Source organism: Streptomyces sp. NPDC102441 (assembly GCF_044765585.1).
Taxonomy (GTDB): Bacteria; Actinomycetota; Actinomycetes; order Streptomycetales; family Streptomycetaceae; genus Streptomyces.
Genome location: NZ_JBIWKH010000003.1, coordinates 488,968 through 514,658, shown reverse-complemented (window position 1 = coordinate 514,658; position 25,691 = coordinate 488,968). Strand labels below are relative to the sequence as shown.

The window sequence follows — 25,691 nt, the reverse complement described above, 5'->3', positions numbered from 1 at the left end:
AGAAGACCCTGCCCCGCACCGAACCCGAAAGGCAGCTGCCTTGAGTACCGAAGCATTCGTCTACGACGCGATCCGCACCCCGCGCGGCCGCGGCAAGGCCAACGGCGCCCTGCACGGCACCAAGCCGATCGACCTCGTCGTCGGCCTCATCCACGAGATCCGCAGCCGGTTCCCCGGCCTGGACCCGGCGGCCATCGACGACATCGTCCTCGGCGTCGTCAGCCCGCTCGGTGACCAGGGTTCCGACATCGCCCGGATCGCCGCGATCGCGGCCGGACTCCCGGACTCCGTCGCGGGCGTACAGGAGAACCGCTTCTGCGCCTCCGGCCTTGAGGCCGTCAACCTGGCCGCTGCGAAGGTCCGTTCGGGGTGGGAGGACCTCGTCCTGGCGGGTGGCGTCGAATCCATGTCCCGGGTGCCCATGGGCTCCGACGGCGGGGCCTGGGCCATGGACCCGATGACCAGCTTCGAGACCGGCTTCGCCCCGCAGGGCATCGGCGCCGACCTCATCGCCACCATCGAGGGCTTCTCGCGCCGGGACGTCGACGAGTACGCCGCCCTGTCCCAGGAGCGCGCCGCCGTCGCCTGGAAGGAGGAGCGCTTCGCGCGCTCCGTCGTCCCCGTCAGGGACCGCAACGGGCTGCTCGTCCTCGACCACGACGAGCACATGCGCCCCGGCACCACGGCCGACTCCCTGGCCTCCCTCAAGCCGTCCTTCGCGACGATCGGCGAGATGGGCGGCTTCGACGCCGTGGCCCTCCAGAAGTACCACTGGGTCGAGAAGATCGACCACGTCCACCACGCGGGCAACTCCTCCGGGATCGTCGACGGTGCCGCCCTCGTCGCGATCGGCTCCGAGGAGACCGGCGAACGCTACGGACTCACCCCGCGCGCCCGGATCGTCTCCGCCGCCGTCTCAGGTTCCGAGCCGACCATCATGCTCACCGGGCCCGCCCCTGCCACCCGCAAGGCGCTGGCCAAGGCCGGACTCACCATCGACGACATCGACCTCGTCGAGATCAACGAGGCCTTCGCCGGAGTCGTCCTGCGCTTCGCCAAGGACATGGGCCTGAGCCTCGACAAGGTCAACGTCAACGGCGGCGCCATCGCACTCGGCCACCCGCTCGGTGCGACCGGCGCGATGATCCTCGGCACGCTCATCGACGAACTTGAGCGGCAGGACAAGCGCTACGGCCTCGCCACGCTCTGCGTCGGCGGCGGCATGGGCATCGCCACCGTCGTCGAGCGTCTCTGACCGTCCCGTCCCCGGCCACCCTCTTACGGAGAAGAAGACCCATGACCGAGAGCACGACCATCCGCTGGGAACAGGACGAGACCGGCGTCGTCACCCTCGTACTCGACGACCCCAACCAGTCCGCCAACACGATGAACCAGGATTTCAAGGAGTCCATCGCCGCCGTCGCCGAGCGCGCCGAGGCCGAGAAGGACTCCATCCGGGGCATCATCTACACCTCCGCCAAGAAGACCTTCTTCGCGGGCGGCGACCTCAAGGACATGATCAGGATCGGTCCTGAGAACGCCCAGGCCGCGTTCGACGCCGGGACCGCCATCAAGAACGCCCTGCGCCGCATCGAGACCCTCGGCAAGCCGGTCGTCGCCGCCGTCAACGGCGCCGCGCTCGGCGGTGGTTACGAGATCGCGCTCGCCGCCCACCACCGCATCGCCCTGGACGCCCCCGGCTCCCGTATCGGCCTGCCCGAGGTCACCCTCGGTCTGCTGCCCGCCGGCGGCGGCGTCACCCGCACCGTACGGCTGATGGGCATCACCGACGCGCTGCTGAAGGTCCTCCTCCAGGGCACCCAGTACACCCCGCAGCGGGCGCTGGAGAACGGCCTGGTCCACGAGGTCGCCGCCACCCGCGAGGAGATGCTCGACAAGGCCCGCGCCTTCATCGACGCCAACCCGGAGTCGCAGCAGCCCTGGGACGTCAAGGGCTACCGGATCCCCGGCGGCACCCCGTCCAACCCGAAGCTCGCGGCCAACCTGCCCGCCTTCCCCGCCAACCTGAAGAAGCAGCTCGCCGGCGCGCCCATGCCGGCGCCCCGCAACATCATGGCCGCGGCGGTCGAGGGTTCACAGGTCGACTTCGAGACCGCGCAGACCATCGAGGCGCGCTACTTCACCGAGCTGGTCACCGGCCAGGTCGCCAAGAACATGATCCAGGCGTTCTTCTTCGACCTCCAGGCCGTCAACTCCGGCGCCAGCCGCCCGGAAGGAGCCGAGGAGCGCCAGGTCCGCAAGGTGGCCGTCCTCGGCGCCGGAATGATGGGCGCGGGCATCGCCTACTCCTGCGCCCGCGCCGGCATCGACGTCGTCCTCAAGGACGTCTCCACCGAGGCCGCCGCCAAGGGCAAGGCGTACAGCGAGAAGCTCCTCGCCAAGGCGCTCTCCCGGGGCCGCACGACCGAGGCGAAGCGTGACGAACTGCTGGCCCGCATCACTCCCACCGGGGACCCGGCCGACCTCGCGGGCTGCGACGCCGTGATCGAGGCGGTCTTCGAGGACACCGCGCTCAAGCACAAGGTGTTCCAGGAGATCCAGGACATCGTCGACCCCGACGCGCTGCTCTGCTCCAACACCTCGACGCTGCCCATCACCGCGCTCGCCGAAGGGGTCACCCGCCCGGCGGACTTCATCGGGCTGCACTTCTTCTCGCCCGTCGACAAGATGCCGCTCGTCGAGATCATCAAGGGCGAGAAGACCGGCGACGAGGCCCTGGCACGCGCCTTCGACCTGGTGCGCCGGATCAAGAAGACCCCGATCGTCGTCAACGACTCGCGCGGCTTCTTCACCTCACGCGTCATCGGTCACTTCATCAACGAGGGCGTCGCGATGGTCGGCGAGGGCGTCGAGCCCGCGTCGGTCGAACAGGCGGCGGCGCAGGCCGGGTATCCGGCGAAGGTGCTCTCCCTCATGGACGAGCTGACGCTCACCCTGCCCCGCAAGATCCGCAACGAGACCCGGCGCGCCGTCGAGGAGGCGGGCGGCACCTGGGCCACGCACCCAGCGGACGCGGTCATCGACCGGATGGTCGACGAGTTCGGACGGCCAGGGCGCAGCGGGGGAGCGGGCTTCTACGAGTACGGCGAGGGCGGCGGACGGGGCGCGCTCTGGCCGGGACTGCGCGAACACTTCACGAAGCCCGGCACCGATGTGCCGTTCGAGGACATGCAGGAGCGGATGCTCTTCTCGGAGGCCCTGGACAGCGTCCGCTGCCTTGAGGAGAACGTCCTCATGACCGTCGCCGACGCCAACATCGGCTCCATCATGGGCATCGGCTTCCCCGCCTGGACCGGCGGCGTGCTCCAGTACATCAACGGGTACGAGGGCGGCCTGCCCGGCTTCGTGACTCGGGCCCGGCAGCTCGCCGAGCGCTACGGCGACCGCTTCCTGCCGTCCGCGCTCCTGCTGGAGAAGGCGGAGAAGGGCGAGACCTTCCACGACTGACGGGGCCTCCACGGGCCGCGTTCACCGCTCCTCGCTCGCGGTGAACGCGGCCCGCAGCTCCTCCTTCAACGACCGCTGGAAGGCGGTCAGCAGCGCCTGGAGCACCATCGGCTGCATATGAGCCGAGAGCGACTTCATCGCCTTCACATGCTCCGGGTCCGACTCCCGCTCCCGGTACGGATTCCACACCTCGTCCCGGAACAGCCGGGTCAGTTCGTGGGCGGCGGAGCGGGTGTGCTCCAGCAGGACCGTGCGCGCGGCGAGGATCGTCTCGTGGGCGATGGGCACCTCCAGGAGCTCCACCCCGAGCCGCAGCAGGCCCGGGTCCACCTGGAAGGGACCGTCGGGCTTCCCGGGACGCTCCAGTACGCCCATCGCCCCGAGCCGGTCCACGTCCTGCTCGCTGAGGGGCCGGCCCGCCCGGCGCTCCAGCTCGGCGCGCTCCATGTCCTCGGCCGAGTCCGGCGCCCAGGACGCCACCAGGGCCCGGTGGATCGCCAGATCCTGCGCGCTCAGGTCGGGCGGCAGCTGCTGGAGGTAGCGCTCGATCGCGGCCAGTGTCATGCCCTGGTGCTGGAGTTCCTCGATGAGGGCCAGCCGGGAGAGATGGTCGTGCCCGTAGTGCCCGACGCGCCGGGGCCCGATCACGGGGGGCGGCAGGAGACCTCTGGTGCTGTAGAAGCGCACGGTGCGCACGGTGACGCCCGCACGCGCCGCCAGTTCGTCGACGGTCAGCGTCGGCTCGTCGGTCCCGGTTGCCATGGCTGCTCCTTGTCGCGGGCAGGCCCGTCCTGCCGGGCCTGGGTCGATCAGGTGCAACAGTATTGCTGTACCACCACTGTTGTGAAGACGCCCCGGGCGCGACGGTCCCTGGCCCGGCCGCGGCCACCGATGCCGCGACCGGCGCTATTGCGCCCAACCGCATTCCGGTGGGCGCACCGGCGTCTCGACGCCCTCGGGTCTCCGCACCGGGACGTTGTACCAATCAGGTGCAACAGTGTTGCTGTCTCACCGGTCGTGTGAAAGTCTCCGGCACCATTGAAGCGCGTCATTCCCTCCGGCGCGGGCCCGTGCGGTCCGGCCGATGGCAACAGGAGACGGCCGTGACCACCATCCTGCGAGTTCCCACCGAGAACGACCGGCTCACCCTGCCGGCCCTGTTGGCGCGTAACGCCGAAGACCACGGGGACCTGCCCGCCCTCTCGTGGCAGAGCCCGGACAGCGGCGACGGATGGACCACCCTGACCTGGCAGGAGGTGCGTCGCGAGACGGCGGTGCTCGCCGCCGGATACGCCGCCCAGGGCGTCGTACGAGGCCAGCAGGTCCTCATGATGATGGGCAACCGCCCCGAACACTGGCTGAGTGACCTGGCCCTCACCCACCTCGGAGCGGTGCCGGTCACCGTGTACGGCACCGCCGCACCCGGGCAGATCGCTCACATCGCCCGGCACAGTGGGGCCCGGCTGGCGATCGTCGAGGGCGCGCGGGAACGCGAGCGCTGGGAGCCCCTCCTCGCGGACGCCACAGTCCCCCTGGAGGCGCTCCTCGTCGTGGAGCCGGAGGGCGCCGGTGGCCGCCGGACGTACGCCTCCCTGTACGCGGCCGGGCAACAGGCCTACGACGAGAAGGAGTTCGAGGCGGCCTGGCAGGCCTCGGGCGCCGACGACCCGCTCACGGTCGTCTACACCTCGGGCACCACCGGCGACCCGAAGGCCGTGCCCATCACCCACCGCAGCGTCGTCGTCAACGCGCTGGCCCTGGACCGGGTCGTGGAACTGCCGGACCATGTCGCGCACATCTGCTACCTGCCGTTCGCCCACATCGCCGAGCGGATGCTGGGCATCTATCTGCCGGTCTTCCGGGCCTCACACGTCCACCTCTGCGCCGACACGGCGGCCGTCGCCGCGACGGCCCGCGCGCTGCACCCCGCACAGTTCTTCGGCGTACCCCGGGTGTGGGAGAAGCTCGCCGCCTCCGTCAAGGCCGCGCTCGCCGCCCTGCCCGAGGAACAGCGGGCGGCGATCGAGGCGGCAGGGAACACGGCCCGCGAGCACGTTGCCTTCCGCGAGCGGGGCGAACAGCCGCCCGCCGAGCTGGACATCGCCTACCGCCGCGCCAAGGAGACGGTCCTGGACCCGGTGCTCTCCCTCGCCGGCTTCGAGCGGCTGGTGTGGACGGCCAGCGCCTCCGCGCCCATGCCGCTGGACGTGGTGCGTTTCTGGGCGGGCTTCGGCATAGTCGTCATGGACGCCTGGGGGCTCACCGAGACCGTCGGGGTGTTCACCACCAACAGCCCCTCGGCGTTTCGCCTCGGCTCGGTGGGCAGGCCGCTGGACGGGCTGGAACTGAAGATCGCCGAGGACGGCGAGATCCTGGTCCGGGGCGAGACGGTGTTCGCAGGGTATCTGCGCGCCGACGGCTCCGTGGACGAAGTGCTGGACGCGGACGGGTGGTTCCCGACCGGGGACATCGGCCGGATCGACGACGACGGCTATCTGTGGCTCACCGACCGCAAGAAGGAAATGATCATCACCTCGACCGGGAAGAACGTCTCACCGGCGCTGGTGGAGAACGCCCTCAAGGAACACCCGCTGATCGGCCAGGCGTTCGTCCACGGCGACGGACACTCCTACCTGGTGGCACTCCTCGTCCTGGACGCGGAGATGGCGCCCGCCTGGGCGGCGGCCCGGGGCATCGAGGGCGGCGGGGACATGGCCGTGCTCGCCGGTCACCCTGCCGTACGGGAGGAGGTGGACCGGGCCGTCCAGGCCGCCAACGCACGGTTGAACCGCACCGAGCAGATCAAGCGCCACCGACTGCTGGCCAGGGAATGGGGTCCCGACACCGGCGAACTGACGCCCTCGCTGAAGCTGCGCCGCCGCGTCGTCCGCGAACAGTACGGAGACGTGCTGGACGCCCTGTACGAGGAGAGCGGCACCTGACTCGGGGCGGTTGTCAGTGGGGGAACGTACGGTGAGGACATGTCGGGGCTCACCTATGTACAGGGCGATGCCACCAGCCCCCAGGGCAAGCCGGGAGCCGCGCAGTTCGTCCAGGCCGAGCGGTACATCTGGGTGGCGAACGTGGTGGGCCAGCGGGGGATACGCACGGGCAGCAAGGGAGTGCCGGTGCGTTACGAGGCGATCGACGCCGGTCTGGACAAGGTGGCCGCCAGGGCCGCCGGGCTGGGGGCGTCGGTTCACAGGCCGAGGATCGGCTGCGGGCCGGCGGGCGGCACCTGGACCGGGGTCGAACCTCTCGTCACCGACCGGCTGGTGAGCCGTGGCATCGAGGTGACGGTGTACGACTTCGGCTGAGTGCCGCCCCGGGGCCTTCTCTATAGACCGTAGCTCTTGCCGATGATGTCGCGCTGGATCTCACTCGTGCCGCCGTAGACCGTCGACACGACCGCCGCCCGCAGATGACGCTCCATGTCGTACTCGGTCGCGTAGCCGTAGCCGCCCATCATCTGCATGCCCTCCAGGGCCGCGAGTTTCGCCGTCTCGGTGGCCTTGAGCTTCGCCATGGACGCCTCACGCGGGAACAGCTTCTCCGGCTCGGCGTCGCAGGCCGCCGCCACGTCGAAGACGAGCAGCCGTGCGCACTCGATCTCGGTCGCCAGGTCGGCCAGCCGGTGCCGCAGGGCCTGGAAGGACCCGACGGGACGGCCGAACTGCTCGCGTCCTCGTACGTACGCCACGGTGTCCTCCAGGATCCGTTCCGCCAGGCCCAGCATGTTCGCCGCCAGGAAGAGCCGCTCCGCGTTGAGACCGGCCATCAGCTGGGTCCAGGCACGGTCGGCAGTGCCCACGACGGCGTCGGCCGGCAGCCTGACATCGGTGAGGAAGACATCGTTGACCTCGCGGCCGCCCATGGTCTCGATCTGCCGGATCTCGATCCCGGGCGTCCCGGCCGGGACATGGAACATGGTCAGCCCCTCGTGCTTCGCGCCGCTCGCGTCCGTCCGGGCCACCAGCAGGATGTGCTCCGCCAGATGCGCGTTGGAGATCCACGTCTTGTGACCGTTGACCAGCCAGCCGCCGTCCGGCGTGCGTTCGGCCTTGCACCGCAGCGCCGCCACGTCGGATCCGGCCTCGGGCTCCGACATCGCGATGGACAGCACCTGGCCGGCCACCGCACCGCCGACCGCCGCCTTGCACTGGGCCTCGCTGCCGAAACGCTCGTACGCCTTCGCCGTGATCACGGACGTGATGAACCCGCCCGCCGGCACCAGGCCGCGTGACGTCTCCCGCAGGAAGAGGCAGGCGTCCGTCATGCCGCCGCCCGAGCCCCCGTAGGTCTCGGGCAGGCACACGCCGAGCCAACCGAGCTCCGCCAGCCGGGCGTAGAGCGACGGGGCGTGCGGGCCGCCCGTCTCCGCGATGAGCGCGTCGCGCTGCTCCCGCGTGCCGCACTCACGCCGGGCGAAGTCGCGCAGGGCCGTGACGAATGCCCGCTGTTCGGCGGAGAGCGAGCGCGGAAGGGCGTGGACGGTGGACATGGAAGGCCTCCAGAAAGGGGAGTTACAAGGTGACGAATTAGGTAACACTGTTGCGTGGTCGGTATGGTTGAGTGGTCACGACAGACGGGGAGGGCTCATGGCGGCACCGGGTACCAACGAGACACTGCTGGCCAAGGCGCTCGTCGAGACGCCACCGTCCGACGCGCTGAGCGAACAGATCCTGGACGCGGCACGCGAGCAGTTCATGACCTTCGGGCTGCGCCGCTCGACCGTCGACGACGTGGCCAAGCGCGCCAAGGTCTCGCGGGTCACGGTGTACCGCCGGATCGGCAACAAGGACAGCCTGGTCTCCGCCTGCCTGCTGCGGGAGTACCGCAGATTCGTCCTGGACGTGGACGAGGCGGTGGCCGCACTGCCCACCATGGAGGACCGGCTCGTCGCCGGCTTCGTCACCGTCCTCAAGCACATTCGTGAACACCCGCTGGTGGGCGGGTTGCTGCGGCTGGAGCCGGAGATCATGCTGCCCTTCCTCACGCTGGAGAGCGGCCCCGCCTTCCTCGCGATGCGCGGGTACCTCGCCGACCGGCTCCGCCACGCCCAGCGCGCTGAGGGGCGGCCGGAGACGGACACGACACCGGTCGCCGAACTGATGGTGCGGATCACCGTCTCCTTCCTCCTCAATCCGGTGAGCTGCTTCGCGCTGGACGACGACGAGCAGGTACGCACCTTCGCCCGGCGCTATCTGGTGCCGCTGCTCGGCGCCGGCTGACGCCCTCAGAAGCGGGCGTGCAGCTTTCTGCCCAGCTCGACGGCCCGGGCGGCCTTCGTCCGGGGCGTCGCGAACGACGTCAGGTCCACCGCCGGTGCGAACCGCCGTACGGTGACCGAGTGCGGCGCCGCGAAGGACCGCAGTCCCTCCTCGCCGTGTATCCGCCCGTATCCCGACTCGCCCGCACCACCGAGCGGCAGGGAGGGGATCGCGGCGAAGCCGAGCACCGAGTTCACCGATACGGCGCCGGAGCCGAGGCGTCCGGCCAGCGCGAGCCCGGCCGCCCGGGAACGGGTGAACACGGCGGCGCCGAGGGAGTACGCCGACGCGTTGGCCCGCTCCACGGCCTCGTCCATGTCGCGCACCGGGTTCACCACCACGACGGGGCCGAAGGTCTCCTCCGTCACGGCCGGTGAATCCTCCGGCACACCCGTCAGCACCACCGGTCCGAGCACACGGGCGCGCAGGGCGTCGGGCCCGCCCAGCCTGGCCGTGCCGCCGTCCACCAGGGCCTGCTTCACATGGCGCTCCACCACGTCGAGCTGGGACGGCAGGGTGAGCGGGCCGTAGGTGTCACCGGGTGCCAGTGCCCTCGCCCGGCTCACCACGCGTGCGCACAGGGCCTCGTGCACCGAGGCCACCGCGTACACCCGCTCCACCCCGGCGCAGGTCTGGCCGGCGTTGCCCATCGCGCCCCACACGATCGCGTCCGCCGCCGCGTCCAGATCGGCGTCCGCCGCGACCAGCACCGCGTCCTTGCCCCCGCACTCGGCGAGCAGCGGCGTGAGCGTGGCCGCGCAGGCCGCGGCGACCTCGCGGGCGGTGCCGGGAGAGCCCGTGAAGGCGACCTTGTCCACACCGGACGGGCCTTCCGCTCCGGCCAGGGCGGCTCCGGTGGAACCCGGCCCGGTGACCGTCTGCAGCAGATCCGTGTGGTCCGGGAGCGCCTCCCCGAAGCTCCTGGCCAGCAGAACCCCCACGCCCGGTGTGAGTTCGGACGGCTTGAACACCACGGCGTTGCCCGCAGCCAGGGCGTAGCCGATCGAGCCCATCGGTGTGTAGAGGGGATAGTTCCACGGCCCGATCACGCCGATCACCCCGAGCGGACGATAGGCCAGCAGTGCCCGCTGATGGACCGACAGCAGGCCGGAAGACACCCGACGCCTGCCCAGCACACGGCGGGCGTTGCGTGCCGCCCAGTCCAGGTGGACCAGTGCCAGCAGCACTTCGGAGCGGGCGTCGTGCACCGGCTTCCCGGTCTCGGCCGCGATCACCTCGGCGAACTCGTCGGCGCGGGCGGCCAGTGCGTGCTTCCACCGCAGCAGGGCCGCGCGCCGTTCCCGCGCCCCGAGCGCGGTCCAGCTCCGGCCGGCGCTCCTGCCCCGCGCCACCGCTGCGCGGATGTCCTCGATGCCGTGCACCGCGTGGTCTGTTCCGGTCGTCATGATTGCTCCAGAGGAAGGGGCTCCAGCGGGCGGCTCTGCGCCCAGTGCGGCCCGAGGTCGTCGAGCTGGTATCCGAAGGGGTAGCTGCGTGGACGGGGGCGAGAGGGGAGCCACCGGGGGCGGGCGGGCAGCAGTCGCACACCGTACGACCGGGCACGCACCAGGCGTACCGCCGCCGCCCGCGCCCACCGTGGCTGCGCCGGGAAACCCAGCGCCCGCAGTAACGGCTCGTCGAGCAGGGCGAGCGAGAACCTGGCCACCAGGGGGCGCAGCGGGGCCGGGTACCAGGCGGCCATGACCCGGAAGGTGGCGTTGGCCACGCGCCGGTTCGCGGGGTCGTAGGCGAACATCCGGTCCTCGTAGGAGTCGAGCAGCTCCTCGAATCCCTCGTAGGTGTCCGGAGCGCCCTCGATGCCCATCATCGCGGCCATCCGCCGGCCCACCTCCGCCAGTGCCCCCGCCTCCTGTGCGCACAGGGGCCGCCACCCGAAGCGGTCGATCCAGCGCTTGGGGCCGACGACGGTGGTGGCCAGAACGTAGAGGTAGTCCTCGTTCGGGATGCGGTACTTGCCGTGGATCCGGTTGAGATGGCGGGCGGCGGCCCGGGCGCGCTCCGAATCGAAGCCTTCGGCCGCCATCTCGTATCCGAACAGGACGGTGTCGTCGTAGCGCTTCTGGCCGTTGCGCTCGAACTCCTGGGTGCGGTCGAGCAGTACGGAGATCCGCGGGACGCCGTAGTCGCGGAGGAAGGCGACGCTGATGCCCTGGCGGTAGTCCCACGGGAACTCGTACTGCGACATCAGCCGGAGTATCTCGGCGCAGTCGCGGGCGGGATCCAGCCGGCGGATCTCGCGGAGTCGGCTGTAGCGGGCCATGGTGTGCAACCTCCTCTGTGGATGGGAGCCACTCAACTCGCCTGAGGGGTCGGGTATTTGGCGGCAGCTCTTGCCTGGAGAGTCAAAGTTACAAATACTATTGACTTGTTTCATGAGGTGCGTCAACACTGCAGACACAGATTCCAGGGAGCGACCCGCACGGACAGGGCCGAGGGCGCCGGCGCGCTCGCGATCGCATACTGGAACACACACGGGCCCGGCACCGGTCCGAACACCCGCCGACCGTTGGGAGCACCCGCATGACCAGCGCAGGAGAGCCCGCGCCGCCTCCGCCGGGCGGCGTGCTGTGGAGCCTCGCCGGGGATATCCGAGGGCTGCTGATGCTGCCCGCCGCCCTCACCCTCCAGGTCGCCCACCCGGCCGTCGGTGCCGGCGTCGACGACCACTCGGTCTTCCGTACGGACCCTTGGGGGCGCGGCGAGCGGTCCCTGAGCTCGCTCCAGCTCTGGGTGTACGGGGGAGAGGCGGCCGCGGAGGAGGGGCGCAGGCTCAGGAAGCTGCACCGCACGATCCGGGGGACCGACACCCGGGGGCGCCGCTACCACGCGCTCACACCCGCGAACTACGCGTGGGTGCACGCCACGGGATTCCCCGTCTACCAGCACGCCTCGCGCTATCTGGTCCGCCCGCTCACCGACGCGCAGGAGCGCGCCCTGTACCGGGAATGGCTCCAGGTCGGCCGGATCCTGGGCATCCACGACCGGGACATGCCGCAGACCGTCGAGGAGTTCTGGCCGTACTACCGCAAGATGCTGGCCGACGAGGTGGAGGCCACCGTCGTCGTACGAGAACTGGTCGCCACGGATGTTCCCGTACCGCCGCCCGACCGGGGCCCCCTCGCTCTGCGGCTGGTCCTGAAGGCGCTGTGGCCGGTGCTTCTCCCGCCGCTGGCGCGGTTCCGCAGCTTCATCACCGTCGGGCTGATGCCTCCGGACGCCCGCGAGGCCATCGGGCTCGACTGGACCCCGGAGCAGGAGCGCCGCCTGCGGCGCTTCGGGGCCGTGGTGCGGCGGATCGTGCCCCTGCTCCCGGAGCGGCTGCGCTATCTGCCGCTCGCCAGGTCGGCGCGCGCCGGGTGGCGGGCCGGCGGAGGACTCAGGCCGAGACCCGGCGGACCAGTTCGGTCGGGGTGATCACGGACTCGGGCCATGTCCCGGTGTCGCTGTCCAGCCGCTCCATCAGCAGCCGGACCATCAGCCGGCCCATTCCCTCGACGTCCTGACGGATCGTCGTCAACGGAGGCACCGCGGCCTCCGCCACCGACGTCATGTCGTCGAACCCGACCACCGCCACGTCCTCCGGCACCCGGACACCCCGCTCGCGCAGCACCCGCAGGGCGCCCGAGGCCATCAGGTCGTTGGACACGAAGACGGCGTCGAGATCCGGATGGGCGTCCAGCAGGCCCGACATGGCCCGGGCTCCGCCCTCCGCGGTGAAGTCGCCGTCCGCGACGAGCTCCCGCCCTGCTTCCGGGAGCACGTCGTGGTAGCCGTCGATCCGGTCGAGCGCCGACGTCTGGTCGCGGGGGCCGGCGATGTGCGCGATACGCCGCCGGCCGAGCGAGACCAGATGGCGCACGGCCTCACGGGCGCCGCCCCGGTTGTCGCAGTCGACGTACGGCACCCGCGGAGCGTCCTCACCCGCCACGGTGTGTTCCGGGCGGCCCCCGTAGACCGTCGGGACGCGGAACCGCCGGATGATCGCGGGCAGTTCGTCGTCCGTGTGCAGGGAGAAGGCCAGTACGCCGTCCACGTGGCCGCCGGCCAGATAGCGGGTGACCCGGTCGAAGTCGCCGCTGCCCTCCACCAGGAGCAGGACCAACTGGGCGTCGTGGGCGTTGAGCTCACGGCTGATGCCGCGGATCTGGCGGGAGAAGAACGGGTCGGAGAAGATCCGGAACTCGGGCTCGTCGATGATCACCGCGACGGCGCCGTTGCGCCGGGTGACCAGCGTCCGCGCCGCGTGGTTCGGAATGTAGCCGAGCTCGTCGACCGCCTTGCGCACCTGGTCCACGAGGGGCTGGCGTACGCCCGCGCCGCCGTTGACGACACGGGACGCCGTCGCCCTGGACACACCGGCTCGGGCTGCCACGGCCTCCAGGGTGGGCCGGGCGTCACGGTGCGGATCGGGGGTCGGGTCGGGCAAGGGTCGCTCCTCGTACACGCGCGCCCGGGCTGGGAACGGCTGGAACTGACGGGTTTCGGCACGAACGCCGTCAGCCTAGCCGCCAGGTTCGGGCGGCCGGACAGGTGATCGCGCCAATTAGGCGACATATCGCCTTGCGATCGGGCAGGCCGGAACAGCTTGTTGGTCCCGCGATATGCACACCACGTGTGGTACTGCCTACGGAGAGCGAAATTTCGCACTGTTGAAAGGTGCCATCTGTGTCACACGACGAGCAGGGTTCGGGCGGGCGGGGGGACTACCTCCCGGTCACGGCCGAACTACCCGCCGAGCCGCACCACGGCCGGCGCCCCACGACCGACCGGGTGGTCTTCGGCGTCACGGCGGTGCTCACCGTCGCCTTCGTGGTCTGGGGCTCCACGGCCACCGACTCACTGGAGGACGTCTCCAGCACACTGCTCAACGGGCTCATCCACAACGGTGGCTGGGCCTTCATGCTGGCGGCTTCCGGTTTCGTGGTCTTCGCCCTCTGGCTCGCGATCAGCCGTTACGGGAAGATCTCGCTCGGGCAGGAGGGCGAGGAACCCGAATTCCGCACCATCTCCTGGGTCGCGATGATGTTCAGCGCCGGCATGGGAATCGGCCTGATGTTCTACGGCGTCAGTGAGCCGCTGGCCCACTTCATCAATCCGCCGCCCGGCACCCATCCCGAGGACGCCGCCGAGGCGATGCAGACGGCGATGGCCACCACCCTGTTCCACTGGACTCTGCACCCCTGGGCGATCTACGCAGTCGTCGGGCTCGCCATCGCCTACAGCGCCTACCGCCGGCACAGGAGGCAGACGATCAGCTCCGTCTTCGTGCCGCTCATCGGCGAGCGGCGCGCCCACGGCACGGTCGGCCGGATCATCGACATCCTCGCCATCTTCGCGACGCTGTTCGGCTCCGCAGCCTCGCTCGGGCTCGGCGCGCTCCAGATCGGCAGTGGCTTCCAGGAGCTCAACTGGATGGAGAAGACCGGCACGGGCCTCCTGGTCGCGATCATCGCCGTGCTGACGGTCGCGTTCGTCGCCTCCGCCGTGTCCGGCGTCGAGAAGGGCATCCAGTGGCTGTCCAACATCAATATGGTGCTCGCCCTGATCCTGGTGATCTTCGTCTTCATCGCGGGACCCACCATCATCGTGCTCGACCTGCTGCCCACCTCGGTCGCCGCGTACTTCGGTGACCTCGCCCAGCTCGCCGGACGCACCGAGGCCACCGGCAAGGGGGAAGTGGCCGACTGGCTCGCCAGCTGGACGGTCTTCTACTGGGCGTGGTGGATCTCGTGGACGCCCTTCGTCGGCATGTTCATCGCCAGGATCAGCCGGGGCCGGACGATCCGTCAGTTCGTGGGCGGCGTGATCCTGGTGCCCAGCACGGTCAGCCTGGTCTGGTTCTGTGTCATGGGCGGGTCGGCCATCCGGCTGGAGGAGGCCGGGGAACTCAAGGGTGTCGGGACCACTCAGGAGGCACAGCTCTTCGGCGTCCTGCAGCAGTTCCCGCTCGCGACCGTGATGAGCATCCTGGTGATGATCCTGGTCGGCATCTTCTTCGTCTCGGGTGCCGACGCCGCTTCGATCGTGATGGGCACGCTCTCCCAGAAGGGTGTACTCGAACCCGCCAAGTGGGTCGTGATCTTCTGGGGCGTCGTCACCGGGGCCGTGGCGGCGGTCATGCTGCTCATCGGCAACGGCCAGGGGGACGCGCTGGCAGGCCTGCAGAATCTGACCATTCTGGTGGCCGCGCCCTTCACCATCGTCATGATCGGCATGTGTGTGTCCCTGATGAGGGACCTGCGTCACGACCCCATGATCGTCCGCAGGGAGTTCGGCGTGGAAGCCGTCGAGAGCGCCGTCATCCAGGGGCACGCCAAGTACGACGGGGACTTCGAGATCCGTATCGGACCGGGGCCCGCGGAGGTCACCGCCGACGAGCGGCACAAGGACGAGCCGCCCGCTTGATCCGGCTCGTCCTGTGCTGGCCCGGGGCGGGGGCCGCGGCTCAGCCCACCAGCTGGGCCGCAGCCCGCGCACAGCCCCGGGCCACCGTCACCCCGGCGCCCCCGTGGCCGTAGTTGTGCACCAGAAGTCCGCCGCCCGGCAGGTCCTCCGCCTCGATACGCACCCCGGCGTCCCGGGCCGGCCGCAGCCCCACCCGGTGGCCGATGACCCGCGCCCCCGCGATCTCCGGCCGTATCCGCGCGCACCGGGCCACGATCTCCTCAGCCGTACGCGGATCGGTCTCGGTGCGCGAGTCGTCCACCTCCGCCGTGCCGCCCAGCACCAGCCCGCCAGGCTGCGGAAAGAGATACGTCGTCGCGCTCGACACCGGATCCGCCTCGGTGACCCACTCCCTGATGCCAGGGTTCTCCACCACCACCAACTGGCCCCGGACCGGCCGCACCCCGGGATCGGGCACCAGCTCACGGGCGTCGAGTCCGGCGCAGTTGACGACCACCGGGGCCTCGGCCGCCGCCTCGGCGAAGCCACGCACCGTACGCCGCTCGAGCACGCCTCCCGCAGCGGTCAGCCGGTCCTCCAGCCAGCGCAGGTGGACCGGCATGTCGATCAGCGGAAGGGTCACCCGCAGCCCCTCCGCCACCTCGGACACGCCTTCCAGGCTGCGGGCCCACGGCCCGAGCGCGGCCAGCCGCTCGCCCCTGTGCACCCCCGCGACCATGCGGACACCGGTCTCGGCGGGGGCCGCGGCGAGCTTCTCGTAGACCCGGAGGGTCTCGAGCGACCAGTCACCCACCAGCGCCTCGGGTGCGATCCGGTACGGCCACCACAGCGCACCGGCCACGGCAGAGGTCGTGGCCGGTGCCGCGTCCCTGGACCAGACGCGCACGCGCAGCCCGCGCTCCGCCAGCAGCAGCGCCGTGGTCAGCCCGCTGACTCCGCCACCCACCACGATCACATCCGCCACGGTGCTCACCCCTGTCTCCACGTCGCCCCGCATGCCGAGGGCGGGACAGGCCATGGTCCCACCCCCGGCCGACGGTCCCACCCCCGGCCGACGGGAAACACGGGCCCCGCGGTTCGTTAGGATCGGCACCCTGATGAATGCCACTCTCGTCGCCAAGGAACTCGCCGCCGGACACGGCGACCGCACGCTCTTCGCGGGACTCGACCTCGTGGTCGCGCCCGGCGACGTGATCGGTCTCGTCGGAGCCAACGGCGCCGGCAAATCCTCCCTGCTCCGCCTGCTCGCCGGGCTCGACCGCCCGGAGGACGGCGAGGTGCGGCTCTCCCCGCCCACCGCGACCGTCGGACACCTCCCGCAGGAGCCCGAGCGCCGCGCGGGTGAGTCCGTACGGGAATTCCTCGCCCGCCGCACGGGGGTCGCCGACGCCCAGACCGCCATGGACGCCGCGACCCAGGCCCTGGTCGACGGAGCGCCCGGCGCGGACGACGCGTACTCCGAGTCGCTGGAGCGCTGGCTATCCCTCGGCGGCGCGGATCTGGACGAACGTGCCGAGGACGTCGCCGCCGAGCTCGGCCTGACCATCGGGCTCGACCTTCCGATGACGGCCCTCTCCGGCGGCCAGGCGGCCCGCGCCGGTCTCGCCTCGCTGCTGCTGTCGCGCTACGACGTCTTCCTGCTCGACGAGCCCACCAACGACCTGGACCTCGACGGTCTGGAGCGCCTCGAGCGCTTCGTGTCGGGGCTGCGCGCAGGCACCGTCGTCGTCAGCCACGACCGTGAGTTCCTGATGCGTACCGTCACCAAGGTCATGGAGCTCGATCTCGCCCAGCAGGAGATCAATATCTACGGTGGCGGCTACGCCTCCTACCTGGAAGAGCGCGAACGGGCGCGTTCGCACGCCCGCGAGGAGTTCGAGGAGTACGCGGACAAGCGCTCCGCGCTCGAGGGCCGCGCCCAGATGCAGCGCGGCTGGATGGACAAGGGTGTCAAGAACGCCCGCCGCAAGGCGACCGACAACGACAAGATCGGCCGCAAGTTCCGTAGCGAGGCCAGCGAGAAGCAGGCCGCGAAGGCCAAGCAGACGCAGCGCATGATCGAGCGCCTCGACGTCGTCGAGGAACCCCGCAAGGAGTGGGAGCTGCGGATGGAGATCGCCTCCGCACCGCGCTCCGGTTCCGTCGTGGCCACCCTGCGCGACGCAGCAGTCGACCGTGGCGGCTTCTCCTTCGGCCCGGCCACCCTGCAGATCGACTGGGCGGACCGGGTCGCGATCACCGGCGCCAACGGGGCGGGCAAGTCCACGCTGCTCGCCGCTCTGCTCGGCAGGCTCCCCCTCGACGCGGGCCACGCCTCGCTCGGCTCGGGTGTCGTGGTGGGCGAGGTCGACCAGGCGCGCCAGCTCTTCCACGGTACGGAGAGCCTGCTGGACGCCTTCTGCGCCGCCGTCCCCGACACCGAGCCCGCCGAGGTGCGGACCCTGCTCGCCAAGTTCGGTCTGCGCGCCGCACATGTGCTGCGTCCCGCGACCACGCTCTCGCCCGGCGAACGCACCCGGGCGGGCCTCGCCCTCCTCCAGGGCCGGGGCGTCAACCTGCTGGTCCTGGACGAGCCGACGAACCACCTGGACCTGCCGGCGATCGAGCAGCTGGAGTCCGCCCTGGAGGCGTACACCGGGACGCTGCTGCTGGTCACACACGACCGGCGCATGCTGGAGGCGGTCCGTACGACCCGCCGTGTCGAGGTGGCGGACGGCAAGGTCACCGAGTCCGCCTGACACGAGGAGCTGCCCGCCCCGGAGGCCGGGGCGGGCAGGTGCGGTACGGGTGCCTCAGCCGACGTACGCGATGTCGGACGAGGAGCAGCCGCAGTTTCGTGCCGTCCGCTCCCGTGCCCGTCCGCCGCCGTCCCGGCTCAGCGCTTGCGGCCGCCCGAGTCGGAACCGCTCAGTCCGGCCCGCCGCAACGCGTCTGCCATCGCACTGTTGGCCGGCGCGGCCGCCGGACGCGGTGTGCCACCCTGGCCACCGCCACCGCCACCGCCCCCGCGCCGGTCACCGCGCTGGCCACCCTCACCGCGCCGGTCGCGGCCCTGGCCGGCGCCCTGGCCGCCGTTCTGAGCCTGCCGCTGACGCGGCGGGCGCTCTCCGTTGCCGCCCTGCCCGCTCTTCTCGCGCCGGTCCGTTCCCGCCTCGTCGTCGAGCCGCAGGGTCAGGGAGACGCGCTTGCGCGGGATGTCGACGTCCATGACCTTCACCTTCACGATGTCGCCAGGCTTCACGACATCCCTCGGGTCCTTGACGAACGTCCGCGACATCGCCGACACATGGACGAGACCGTCCTGGTGGACGCCGATGTCCACGAACGCGCCGAACGCCGCCACATTCGTGACGACACCCTCCAGCACCATCCCGGCGGCCAGGTCGCCCAGCTTCTCGACGCCCTCCTTGAACGTGGCCGTCCGGAAGGCGGGCCGCGGGTCACGGCCCGGCTTCTCCAGTTCCCTGAGGATGTCCGTGACCGTCGGCAGACCGAACTTCTCGTCCACGAAGTCGTCCGGCCGCAACGACCGGAGGGTGTCGGCGCTGCCGATCAGCGAAGCGACGTCGCCGCCCGTCCGCTTCACCATCGTCCGCACCACGGGGTACGCCTCGGGGTGCACGCTCGACGCGTCCAGCGGGTCGTCCCCGCCACGGATCCGGAGGAAGCCCGCGCACTGCTCGTACGCCTTCGGGCCCAGCCGCGCCACATCCTTGAGCGCCCGGCGGGAGCGGAACGGGCCGTTCGTGTCGCGGTGCGCCACGATGTTCTCGGCCAGCCCGGAGCCGATGCCCGACACCCGCGAGAGCAGCGGCGCCGAGGCCGTGTTGACGTCGACGCCGACACCGTTCACACAGTCCTCGACCACAGTGTCCAGCGAACGTGACAGCTTCACCTCGGACAGGTCGTGCTGGTACTGGCCGACGCCGATCGACTTGGGGTCGATCTTCACCAGCTCCGCCAGCGGGTCCTGGAGCCGGCGCGCGATCGAGACCGCGCCGCGCAACGACACGTCCATGTCCGGGAGTTCCTGCGAGGCGAAGGCCGACGCCGAGTAGATGGAGGCGCCCGCCTCCGAGACCATCACCTTGGTCAGCTTCAGCTCCGGGTGCTTGTCGCAGAGTTCACCCGCGAGCTTGTCGGTCTCGCGGGACGCCGTGCCGTTCCCGATCGCGATCAGGTCGACCTGGTGCTCCTTGGCGAGACGCTCCAGCGTGGCCAGCGACTGGTCCCACTTGTTCGCCGGCACATGAGGGTGGATCACGTCCGTCGCGACGACCTTGCCGGTCGCGTCCACGACGGCGACCTTCACACCCGTACGGAAACCGGGGTCGAGCCCCAGGGTCGCCCGGGTGCCGGCCGGGGCGGCGAGCAGCAGATCGCGCAGGTTCGACGCGAAGACGCGTACGGCCTCGTCCTCCGCCGCCGTGCGCAGCCGGAGCCGCAGGTCGATCCCGAGGTGTACGAGAATCCGGGTCCGCCAGGCCCAGCGGACCGTGTCGCCCAGCCACTTGTCCCCCGGCCGGCCGCGGTCCGCGACGCCGAAGCGGCGGGCGATCATGTTCTCGTACGACGAGGGGCCCGGCTGTTCCGACGGTTCCTCCGGCTCCAGGACCAGGTCGAGCACGTCCTCCTTCTCGCCCCGGAGCATCGCCAGGATCCGGTGCGAGGGCAGCGCCGTGAACGGTTCGGCGAAGTCGAAGTAGTCGGCGAACTTCGCGCCCGCCTCCTCCTTGCCGTCCCGTACCTTCGCGACGGCCCTGCCGCGCGACCACATGCGTTCGCGCAGGTCACCGGTCAGATCGGCGTCCTCCGAGAAGCGCTCGGCCAGGACCGCACGGGCGCCTTCCAGCGCCGCCGCCGTGTCCGCCACACCCTTCTCGGCGTCGACGAACGCAGCCGCGGCGACGAGCGGGTCCACGGACGGGTCGCCGAGCAACCCGTCGGCCAACGGCTCCAGGCCCGCCTCGCGTGCGATCTGGGCCTTCGTCCGGCGCTTCGGCTTGAACGGCAGATAGATGTCCTCCAGCCGCGCCTTGGTGTCGGCCGCCCGGATCCGCGCCTCCAGGGTGGCGTCGAGCTTGCCCTGCTCACGGACCGACTCGAGGACCGCCGTACGGCGGTCCTCGAGTTCCCGCAGATACCTCAGCCTCTCCTCGAGCGTGCGCAGTTGCGCATCGTCGAGCATCTCGGTCGCTTCCTTGCGGTAGCGCGCGATGAACGGCACGGTCGACCCGCCGTCGAGCAAGTCGACGGCCGCCTTCACCTGACGCTCACGTACGCCGAGCTCCTCGGCGATCCTGCCTTCGATGGACGTCGTCACGGTTTTCCCGACTCGCCTTCTCGTACTGGCTGTGCTGGCTGTGCCACTGGGGTGGTCCACACCCGGGTGTGCCCCTTCGCCTGCATTGTGCCGGGTGGCCGGGGGCCGTGTCGCGTGACCTGGTCGGTGGAGGCCCCGATGGTGGCCCGATCACTGCCCGACGGCCCCTCGAAGGCCCTAGACGCGCCGGGTCCTGCCGCTGCGCGACGCGCCACCGAAAAGGCTTGCCAGGAGCCGGAAGGGCAGAGTCACCACGGTGGCAATGGCCGAGCCGACAGTACTCAGAGCGTTTGCGATCGCACGGAACACGGTGTGCCTCCTTCGTAGGGTGTGTCTACCGCCTGGCCGGTTCCGCAGGCCGTAAACGTGTGCGGGCTCAGCCCTTGCCGACCAGGTCGTCCGGGAACGCGCCGGCGGAGGCCGCCGCGAACAGGAATCCCCGGCCCAGCTCGGTGAGCCTCTCCACCCCGTCGGCTCCCAGGTGCTCGTACGGCGCGGCGTCCATCCGGTCCGTCGACTCCTCCAGGTCCGCCCTGAGCGCTGTGCCCGCCTCCGTCAGTTCACCCGCGGCGTCCAGCACACCGCGGTCGCGCAGCCGCTCCACCGTCGCGTCCCAGTCGGCGCGCCGCCAGCCGCGGGTGGCGAGGACCCAGCGCGGAGCCGTGCCCTTGCCGGTGGCGGTGTGGCTGACCAGGGCCTCGAGCGGGTCGAGGCCGGCCATGAGCAGCGCGGCCAGGTGCCCGTCGCCGCGGTGCTCGCGCAGCAGCGTCGCCGCGTGCCAGTACGCCAGATGCGGCTCGTCCGGAACGTCCAGATCCGCGTGCGCGGCGTACAGCGGCCGGGCGTGGCGGGTGCAGGCCTCGGCGGCCCGCAGGGCCAGTCCGGCCGCCTCGGCCATCTCCGGGGAGGCCAGCGTGTCCTCGCCCAGTACCCGGCGCAGCGTCGAGTCGGCGGCACGCAGACGGGCGTCGAGCGCCGCCCCAGGGGTGACGTCCGACCAGACGGCGGGCAGGTGGCGGGCCACGAGCTCGTGGTTGAAGTTATAGAAGGTCGCGGTGACGGTGCCGGCACCGGCCGCGCCCAGGGCCGCGCCGCGCGCGGCGAAGTAGACCCGGCTCGCGTCGTCGATGCCGAGCTCCCCGAACTCCTTGCCGAGGTCAGGGGAGAAGTAGACACAGGAGTGCAGCGGGTTGAGCGCGTTGTGGCAGCGGCGTCCGGCACGCGGGGGAAGAGTACTCATGCCCGTACGTTACCGACTGGTCGGTACGTACGGTAGACCCGGGGCGCCGCCGAAGAATACCGGCAGCCGCATGGCAGGAAAGGTGGGGAACTCGTCATTGCGGCCATCGGGTCGCCCGCCCAGGATGGCTGACATGAAGCAGCGATCCGTACTCGTCGTCCTTTTCGAGGGCGTGCAGACCCTCGATGTGAGCGGCCCGGTGGAGGTCTTCGCCGGTGCGTCCCGCTTCCCCGGGATCTCCTACGAGCTGCGCACCGCCTCGCTGGACGGAGCGCCGGTCCGCTGTTCCAGCGGCCTCACGCTCGTCCCCGACGGCACTCTCGCGGACGCCCCGGAGCCCGACCTGCTCCTCGTGCCGGGCGGCGCCGGTACGAGGACCCCCGACCCGGAGCTGGTCGACTGGCTCCGCGCACACGCACCACGGGCCCGGCAGCTGGTGTCGGTGTGCACCGGCGCGCTCCTCCTCGCCGCGGCGGGACAGCTCGACGGCCACCGGGTGACCACTCACTGGTCCGTCTGCGAGACGCTCGCCCGGACGTATCCGGCGGTGCGCGTGGACCCGGACCCGATCTTCGTACGCGACGGACGGCTGGCGACATCGGCCGGCGTCACCGCCGGCATCGATCTCGCCCTCGCCCTGGTCGAGGAGGAGCACGGGCGGGACGTGGCGCTCTCCGTCGCCCGCCATCTCGTCGTGTTCCTGCGGCGCCCGGGCAACCAGGCCCAGTTCAGCGCCCAGCTCACCGCGCAGACCGCCGTCCGTGAACCCCTGCGTGAGGTCCAGCACTGGATCACCGAACATCCGGACGCCGACCTTTCGGTGGAGGCGCTCGCGGCCCGCGCGAGGCTCTCACCCCGCCACTTCGCCCGCTCCTTCCAGGCCGAGACAGGCCTGACCCCCGGCCGGTACGTCGAGCGCGTACGCCTCGAACAGGCCCGCAGGCTGCTGGAGGACACGGCCGACGGTGTCACGGGCATCTCCCGTGCCAGCGGCTACGGCACTCCGGAGGCGATGCGCCGCGCCTTCGTCAAGGCCCTCGGAACCGGCCCCGCCGAATACCGGCGCCGTTTCCGCTCCCAGCCCGCCTGAGACATCGGCCGGGTCACCGCACCACCGACGGAAGGAACACCATGCAGATCGCCATCGTGCTCTTCGACCGCTTCACCGCGCTCGACGCCGTGGGCCCGTACGAGATGCTCAGCCGGGCTCCCGGTGCGGAGACCGTCTTCGTCGCCGAGCGGCCCGGCGCGGTGCTCAACGACAGCGGCAGTCTCTCGCTGGTCGCCGACCGCGCACTCGCCGACGTGCCCGCCCCCGACGTGGTGATCGTGCCGGGTGGCCCGGGGCAGCATGACCAGATGGAGAACGAGGCCCTGCTCGGCTGGCTGCGGACGGCGGATGCCACCAGTACCTGGACGACCTCGGTGTGCACCGGCTCCCTGCTGCTCGCCGCCGCCGGGCTGCTCACAGGCCGGCGCGCCACCTCGCACTGGCTGGCCCTCGACGTCCTGGAGACCTTCGGGACCGAGCCGACGGGCGAGCGGGTGGTGGTCGACGGCAAGTACGTCACCGCCGCCGGCGTCTCCTCCGGTATCGACATGGGTCTCACCCTGCTCGGCAGGATCGCGGGTGACGACCACGCCAGGAACGTCCAGCTGCTGACCGAGTACGACCCCCAGCCGCCCTACGACTGCGGGGCACCGGAGAAGGCCCCGGCAGCCATGGTCGAGGAGTGGCGCGCCAGGAGCCGGTTCATCCTGACGTAGCCGCCCCGGTGCTTCCCGTCGTCCAGGTGAAGCGGGGAGTGCGGCGCTCGAGGAAGGCGGCGACCCCCTCGGCGGTGTCGCCGCTGCCGCGTGCCTGCCGCGCCCAGTGAGCGTCGCGGTCCTCGCGGCCGTCGGCGAACTCCTTCGCCGCGGCCTGGGTCAGCTGCGAACGGGACGCCAGGACCCGAGCGAACACGGACACCCGGTCCATGAGCCCGCCCTCCGGCAGGACCTCGTCCACCAGCCCCGAGCGCAGCGCCCGTTCCGTCCCGATCAGCTCCCCGGAGAACAGCAGGAACTTCGCGGTGGCCGGGCCGACGAGCGTGACCAGCCGGCGCGTGGAAGACGAGGGATAGACGATGCCGAGCTTGGCCGGGGTGACTCCGAAGGAAGCGCCCTCCTCGGCGAACCGCAGATCACAGGCGGCGGCGAGCTGGCTGCCGCCGCCCACGCAGTATCCGCGGACAGCGGCCAGCGTGGGCCGGGGGAACGCGGCCAGGGCCTCCTCGGCCCGGACCGCGAGCGCCTGCGGCCGCCCGCCCGGTTCCTGCAGGGAGGCGATGTCCGCACCCGCGCAGAAGGTGTTGCCGACGCCTGTGAGCACGAGGACGCGTACGCCGGGATCGGCGGCCAGCCCCTCCAGCAGCACGGGCAGCGCCTGCCACATGTCCGAGGTCATGGCGTTGCGCTTGGCGGGGTTGCTGATGACGACGGTGGCGACGCCGTCCACGACCGTGTGCTCCAGCCGTGGCTCCGCCCGTGCCGTCTGCTCCCTGAGGTCCATGCGCCGGATGCTATCCGTACGGCCCGCTTCTTCTCGCCCTGCCGTTCGACTGGCTGAGGCTGATCGCCATCGGTGGGGCGAGCGAGGAGTCGTCAGTCCGGTGACGGACCAGATGACGCCCGAAGAGGGCGAGAAGTAGTCCAATCACCTGACGCTGTCATGCTCACTCGGTCAAATTGCGTCCAGATGTGACCACTTGTGGTCAGGGCTGTGGTCCGGACCACACTCTTCCCGACACTCATTACTCGATAGTCAGTGACATGCGAGTCGAGAGCGGGTGGCGGTCTGTGGAGAGCCGTGGGAGTGTTCCGGCCCATCCCGTGTCGTACGAGGGGGTGTGGCGCTTCACCGCCCCCGCCGTCGACGTCTCGGTCCCGCAGGCCCGGCACGCGGTCAGGGACCTCCTCGGGCGGCAGGGCGTACCCGTCGAGGACGACATCCTCCAGGGACTGCTGCTGATCGTGTCGGAACTGGTCACCAACGCGGTACGGCACGCGGCACTGCTCTCGCCCGAGCTGGCCGTCGAGGTGGCCATCGGCGCGGAGTGGATCAGGGTCTCCGTCGAGGACAACCACCCCTACCGCCCCACGGCGCTGGTCACCGACTACGCGCAGACCGGCGGCCGCGGGCTGCTCCTGGTGCGTGAGATCACCGCCGAGGCGGGCGGCACCTGCGACGTGGAGCACACCGCGGGCGGTGGCAAGATCATCTGGGCGGCGCTGCCCCTGAAGACGCAGCTCTGACCGCCCCCTGCGGGGTGTGCGGCCTCACCAGCCCGCGGACGGCCCGGTCAGCTCCCTGACCGCGGGCCGCGCGGCATCCAGCACGGTCATGAACCACGCCGAGAACGGTGCGGCGGCATGCTGCTCCGCGAGCTCGGCGGCGGTCACGAAGGCCGTCTCACCGACCTCCTCCTCGTCCGGCCGCAGGTGTTCCTGCACCATTCCGACGAACAGGTGGTTGAACTCCTGCTCCACCAGGCCCGACACCGGATCGGGGTGGTTGTAGCGGACCGTGCCCGCCGCGGCGAGCAGCGAGGGCGAGACCCCCAGCTCCTCGTACGTACGCCGGGCGGCTGCCGCGAACGGCGCCTCTCCCGGGTACGGGTGGCCGCAGCAGGTGTTCGACCACACGCCGGGGGAGTGGTACTTGCCGAGCGCACGGCGCTGCAGTAGCAGCCGCCCCTGCTCGTCGAAGAGGAAGACGGAGAACGCGCGGTGCAGCTGGCCGGGTGCCTGGTGCGCGGCGAGCTTCTCCGCGGTGCCGATGGTGGTGCCGTTCTCGTCGACCAGTTCGAGCATGATCGCGTCTGCTGTGCCGTTCGACGAGCTGTGCGCCGCGGTGGCTGGTGTGGTCGGCATACCCATCCTTCGCTTTGGTTCCCGGCCTCGTGCGCCGGACCCCTCGAGTGCG

Annotated in this window: 22 protein-coding genes; 11 read left to right on the top strand and 11 right to left on the bottom strand. The window is 71.0% G+C overall.

Features of this window, described 5'->3' with window-relative positions; genetic code table 11:
- The first annotated feature begins 40 nt into the window (after positions 1 to 40).
- Positions 41 to 1,255 carry an acetyl-CoA C-acetyltransferase gene (locus tag ACIREO_RS08560; RefSeq protein WP_404106657.1) on the top strand — a complete coding sequence of 405 codons (1,215 nt, stop codon included), beginning with the start codon at positions 41 to 43 and terminating at the stop codon, positions 1,253 to 1,255.
- Between the two features lie 41 nt (positions 1,256 to 1,296).
- Positions 1,297 to 3,468, top strand: coding sequence for a 3-hydroxyacyl-CoA dehydrogenase NAD-binding domain-containing protein (locus tag ACIREO_RS08555; protein ID WP_404106656.1), 2,172 nt, complete (start codon positions 1,297 to 1,299; stop codon positions 3,466 to 3,468).
- A 21-nt stretch (positions 3,469 to 3,489) separates the two neighbouring features.
- Here ACIREO_RS08555 and ACIREO_RS08550 read toward each other — a convergent pair whose 3' ends face one another.
- Positions 3,490 to 4,230 carry a MerR family transcriptional regulator gene (locus ACIREO_RS08550; RefSeq protein WP_404106655.1) on the bottom strand — a complete coding sequence of 247 codons (741 nt, stop codon included), beginning with the start codon at positions 4,228 to 4,230 and terminating at the stop codon, positions 3,490 to 3,492.
- A gap of 341 nt (positions 4,231 to 4,571) precedes the next feature.
- Here ACIREO_RS08550 and ACIREO_RS08545 point away from each other — a divergent pair, with 341 nt between their 5' ends.
- On the top strand, positions 4,572 to 6,410 hold the full coding sequence (locus ACIREO_RS08545) for an AMP-dependent synthetase/ligase (protein ID WP_404106654.1): 1,839 nt from the start codon (positions 4,572 to 4,574) through the stop codon (positions 6,408 to 6,410).
- A gap of 39 nt (positions 6,411 to 6,449) precedes the next feature.
- Positions 6,450 to 6,785 carry an Appr-1-p processing protein gene (locus ACIREO_RS08540; RefSeq protein ID WP_404106652.1) on the top strand — a complete coding sequence of 112 codons (336 nt, stop codon included), beginning with the start codon at positions 6,450 to 6,452 and terminating at the stop codon, positions 6,783 to 6,785.
- Positions 6,786 to 6,805: 20 nt separating this feature from the next.
- On the opposite strand, the gene ACIREO_RS08535 is transcribed toward ACIREO_RS08540, so the two are convergent.
- Complete coding sequence (locus tag ACIREO_RS08535) at positions 6,806 to 7,969, bottom strand: acyl-CoA dehydrogenase family protein (RefSeq protein ID WP_404106651.1); 1,164 nt, start codon at positions 7,967 to 7,969, stop codon at positions 6,806 to 6,808.
- A 97-nt stretch (positions 7,970 to 8,066) separates the two neighbouring features.
- On the opposite strand from ACIREO_RS08535, the gene ACIREO_RS08530 reads away from it, so the two are divergent.
- Positions 8,067 to 8,699 carry a TetR/AcrR family transcriptional regulator gene (locus tag ACIREO_RS08530; RefSeq protein WP_404106649.1) on the top strand — a complete coding sequence of 211 codons (633 nt, stop codon included), beginning with the start codon at positions 8,067 to 8,069 and terminating at the stop codon, positions 8,697 to 8,699.
- Between the two features lie 5 nt (positions 8,700 to 8,704).
- On the opposite strand, the gene ACIREO_RS08525 is transcribed toward ACIREO_RS08530, so the two are convergent.
- Together ACIREO_RS08525 and ACIREO_RS08520 are read right to left on the bottom strand one after the other, a co-directional pair.
- The gene (locus tag ACIREO_RS08525; RefSeq protein WP_404106648.1) at positions 8,705 to 10,144 is read right to left on the bottom strand and encodes an aldehyde dehydrogenase family protein; all 1,440 of its coding nucleotides are present in this window, start codon (positions 10,142 to 10,144) and stop codon (positions 8,705 to 8,707) included.
- The gene (locus ACIREO_RS08520; RefSeq protein WP_404106646.1) at positions 10,141 to 11,019 is read right to left on the bottom strand and encodes an oxygenase MpaB family protein; all 879 of its coding nucleotides are present in this window, start codon (positions 11,017 to 11,019) and stop codon (positions 10,141 to 10,143) included. The genes ACIREO_RS08525 and ACIREO_RS08520 overlap by 4 nt, the downstream gene beginning before the upstream one ends.
- A gap of 260 nt (positions 11,020 to 11,279) precedes the next feature.
- Between ACIREO_RS08520 and ACIREO_RS08515 the strand changes: the two genes are divergently transcribed.
- Positions 11,280 to 12,173, top strand: coding sequence for an oxygenase MpaB family protein (locus tag ACIREO_RS08515; RefSeq protein ID WP_404106644.1), 894 nt, complete (start codon positions 11,280 to 11,282; stop codon positions 12,171 to 12,173).
- On the opposite strand, the gene ACIREO_RS08510 is transcribed toward ACIREO_RS08515, so the two are convergent.
- A complete protein-coding gene (locus tag ACIREO_RS08510) occupies positions 12,136 to 13,185 on the bottom strand; it encodes a LacI family DNA-binding transcriptional regulator (protein WP_404106643.1) in 1,050 nt (349 codons plus the stop codon). The genes ACIREO_RS08515 and ACIREO_RS08510 overlap by 38 nt on opposite strands.
- 239 nt (positions 13,186 to 13,424) lie before the next feature.
- On the opposite strand from ACIREO_RS08510, the gene ACIREO_RS08505 reads away from it, so the two are divergent.
- A complete protein-coding gene (locus ACIREO_RS08505; RefSeq protein WP_404106641.1) occupies positions 13,425 to 15,164 on the top strand; it encodes a BCCT family transporter in 1,740 nt (579 codons plus the stop codon).
- Positions 15,165 to 15,204: 40 nt separating this feature from the next.
- Here ACIREO_RS08505 and ACIREO_RS08500 read toward each other — a convergent pair whose 3' ends face one another.
- Positions 15,205 to 16,137: an FAD-dependent oxidoreductase gene (locus ACIREO_RS08500; protein WP_404106777.1), complete on the bottom strand. Its 933-nt coding sequence runs from the start codon at positions 16,135 to 16,137 to the stop codon at positions 15,205 to 15,207.
- Positions 16,138 to 16,261: 124 nt separating this feature from the next.
- On the opposite strand from ACIREO_RS08500, the gene ACIREO_RS08495 reads away from it, so the two are divergent.
- Entirely contained in the window at positions 16,262 to 17,902 is a 1,641-nt protein-coding gene (locus ACIREO_RS08495) for an ABC-F family ATP-binding cassette domain-containing protein (RefSeq protein ID WP_404106639.1), read from the top strand.
- A gap of 137 nt (positions 17,903 to 18,039) precedes the next feature.
- Here the strand turns inward: ACIREO_RS08495 and ACIREO_RS08490 are convergent, their stop codons facing one another.
- The 3 genes from ACIREO_RS08490 to ACIREO_RS08480 all read right to left on the bottom strand — a co-directional run bounded on the left by ACIREO_RS08490 (position 18,040) and on the right by ACIREO_RS08480 (position 21,727).
- Positions 18,040 to 20,487 carry a Tex family protein gene (locus tag ACIREO_RS08490; RefSeq protein WP_404106637.1) on the bottom strand — a complete coding sequence of 816 codons (2,448 nt, stop codon included), beginning with the start codon at positions 20,485 to 20,487 and terminating at the stop codon, positions 18,040 to 18,042.
- Between the two features lie 177 nt (positions 20,488 to 20,664).
- Positions 20,665 to 20,796, bottom strand: coding sequence for an LPFR motif small protein (locus ACIREO_RS08485; protein ID WP_404106635.1), 132 nt, complete (start codon positions 20,794 to 20,796; stop codon positions 20,665 to 20,667).
- A 67-nt stretch (positions 20,797 to 20,863) separates the two neighbouring features.
- Positions 20,864 to 21,727 carry a hypothetical protein gene (locus ACIREO_RS08480; RefSeq protein WP_404106633.1) on the bottom strand — a complete coding sequence of 288 codons (864 nt, stop codon included), beginning with the start codon at positions 21,725 to 21,727 and terminating at the stop codon, positions 20,864 to 20,866.
- 133 nt (positions 21,728 to 21,860) lie between these two features.
- Between ACIREO_RS08480 and ACIREO_RS08475 the strand changes: the two genes are divergently transcribed.
- Positions 21,861 to 22,817 carry a GlxA family transcriptional regulator gene (locus tag ACIREO_RS08475; protein WP_404106631.1) on the top strand — a complete coding sequence of 319 codons (957 nt, stop codon included), beginning with the start codon at positions 21,861 to 21,863 and terminating at the stop codon, positions 22,815 to 22,817.
- Between the two features lie 41 nt (positions 22,818 to 22,858).
- On the top strand, positions 22,859 to 23,494 hold the full coding sequence (locus tag ACIREO_RS08470; RefSeq protein ID WP_404106630.1) for a DJ-1/PfpI family protein: 636 nt from the start codon (positions 22,859 to 22,861) through the stop codon (positions 23,492 to 23,494).
- Here the strand turns inward: ACIREO_RS08470 and ACIREO_RS08465 are convergent.
- A complete protein-coding gene (locus ACIREO_RS08465) occupies positions 23,481 to 24,278 on the bottom strand; it encodes an enoyl-CoA hydratase/isomerase family protein (RefSeq protein WP_404106629.1) in 798 nt (265 codons plus the stop codon). The genes ACIREO_RS08470 and ACIREO_RS08465 overlap by 14 nt on opposite strands.
- Before the next feature lie 320 nt (positions 24,279 to 24,598).
- Here ACIREO_RS08465 and ACIREO_RS08460 point away from each other — a divergent pair, with 320 nt between their 5' ends.
- Entirely contained in the window at positions 24,599 to 25,021 is a 423-nt protein-coding gene (locus tag ACIREO_RS08460) for an ATP-binding protein (RefSeq protein ID WP_404106775.1), read from the top strand.
- 24 nt (positions 25,022 to 25,045) lie between these two features.
- On the opposite strand, the gene idi is transcribed toward ACIREO_RS08460, so the two are convergent.
- Complete coding sequence (gene idi / locus ACIREO_RS08455) at positions 25,046 to 25,639, bottom strand: isopentenyl-diphosphate Delta-isomerase (protein ID WP_404106627.1); 594 nt, start codon at positions 25,637 to 25,639, stop codon at positions 25,046 to 25,048.
- Positions 25,640 to 25,691 lie beyond the last annotated feature (52 nt).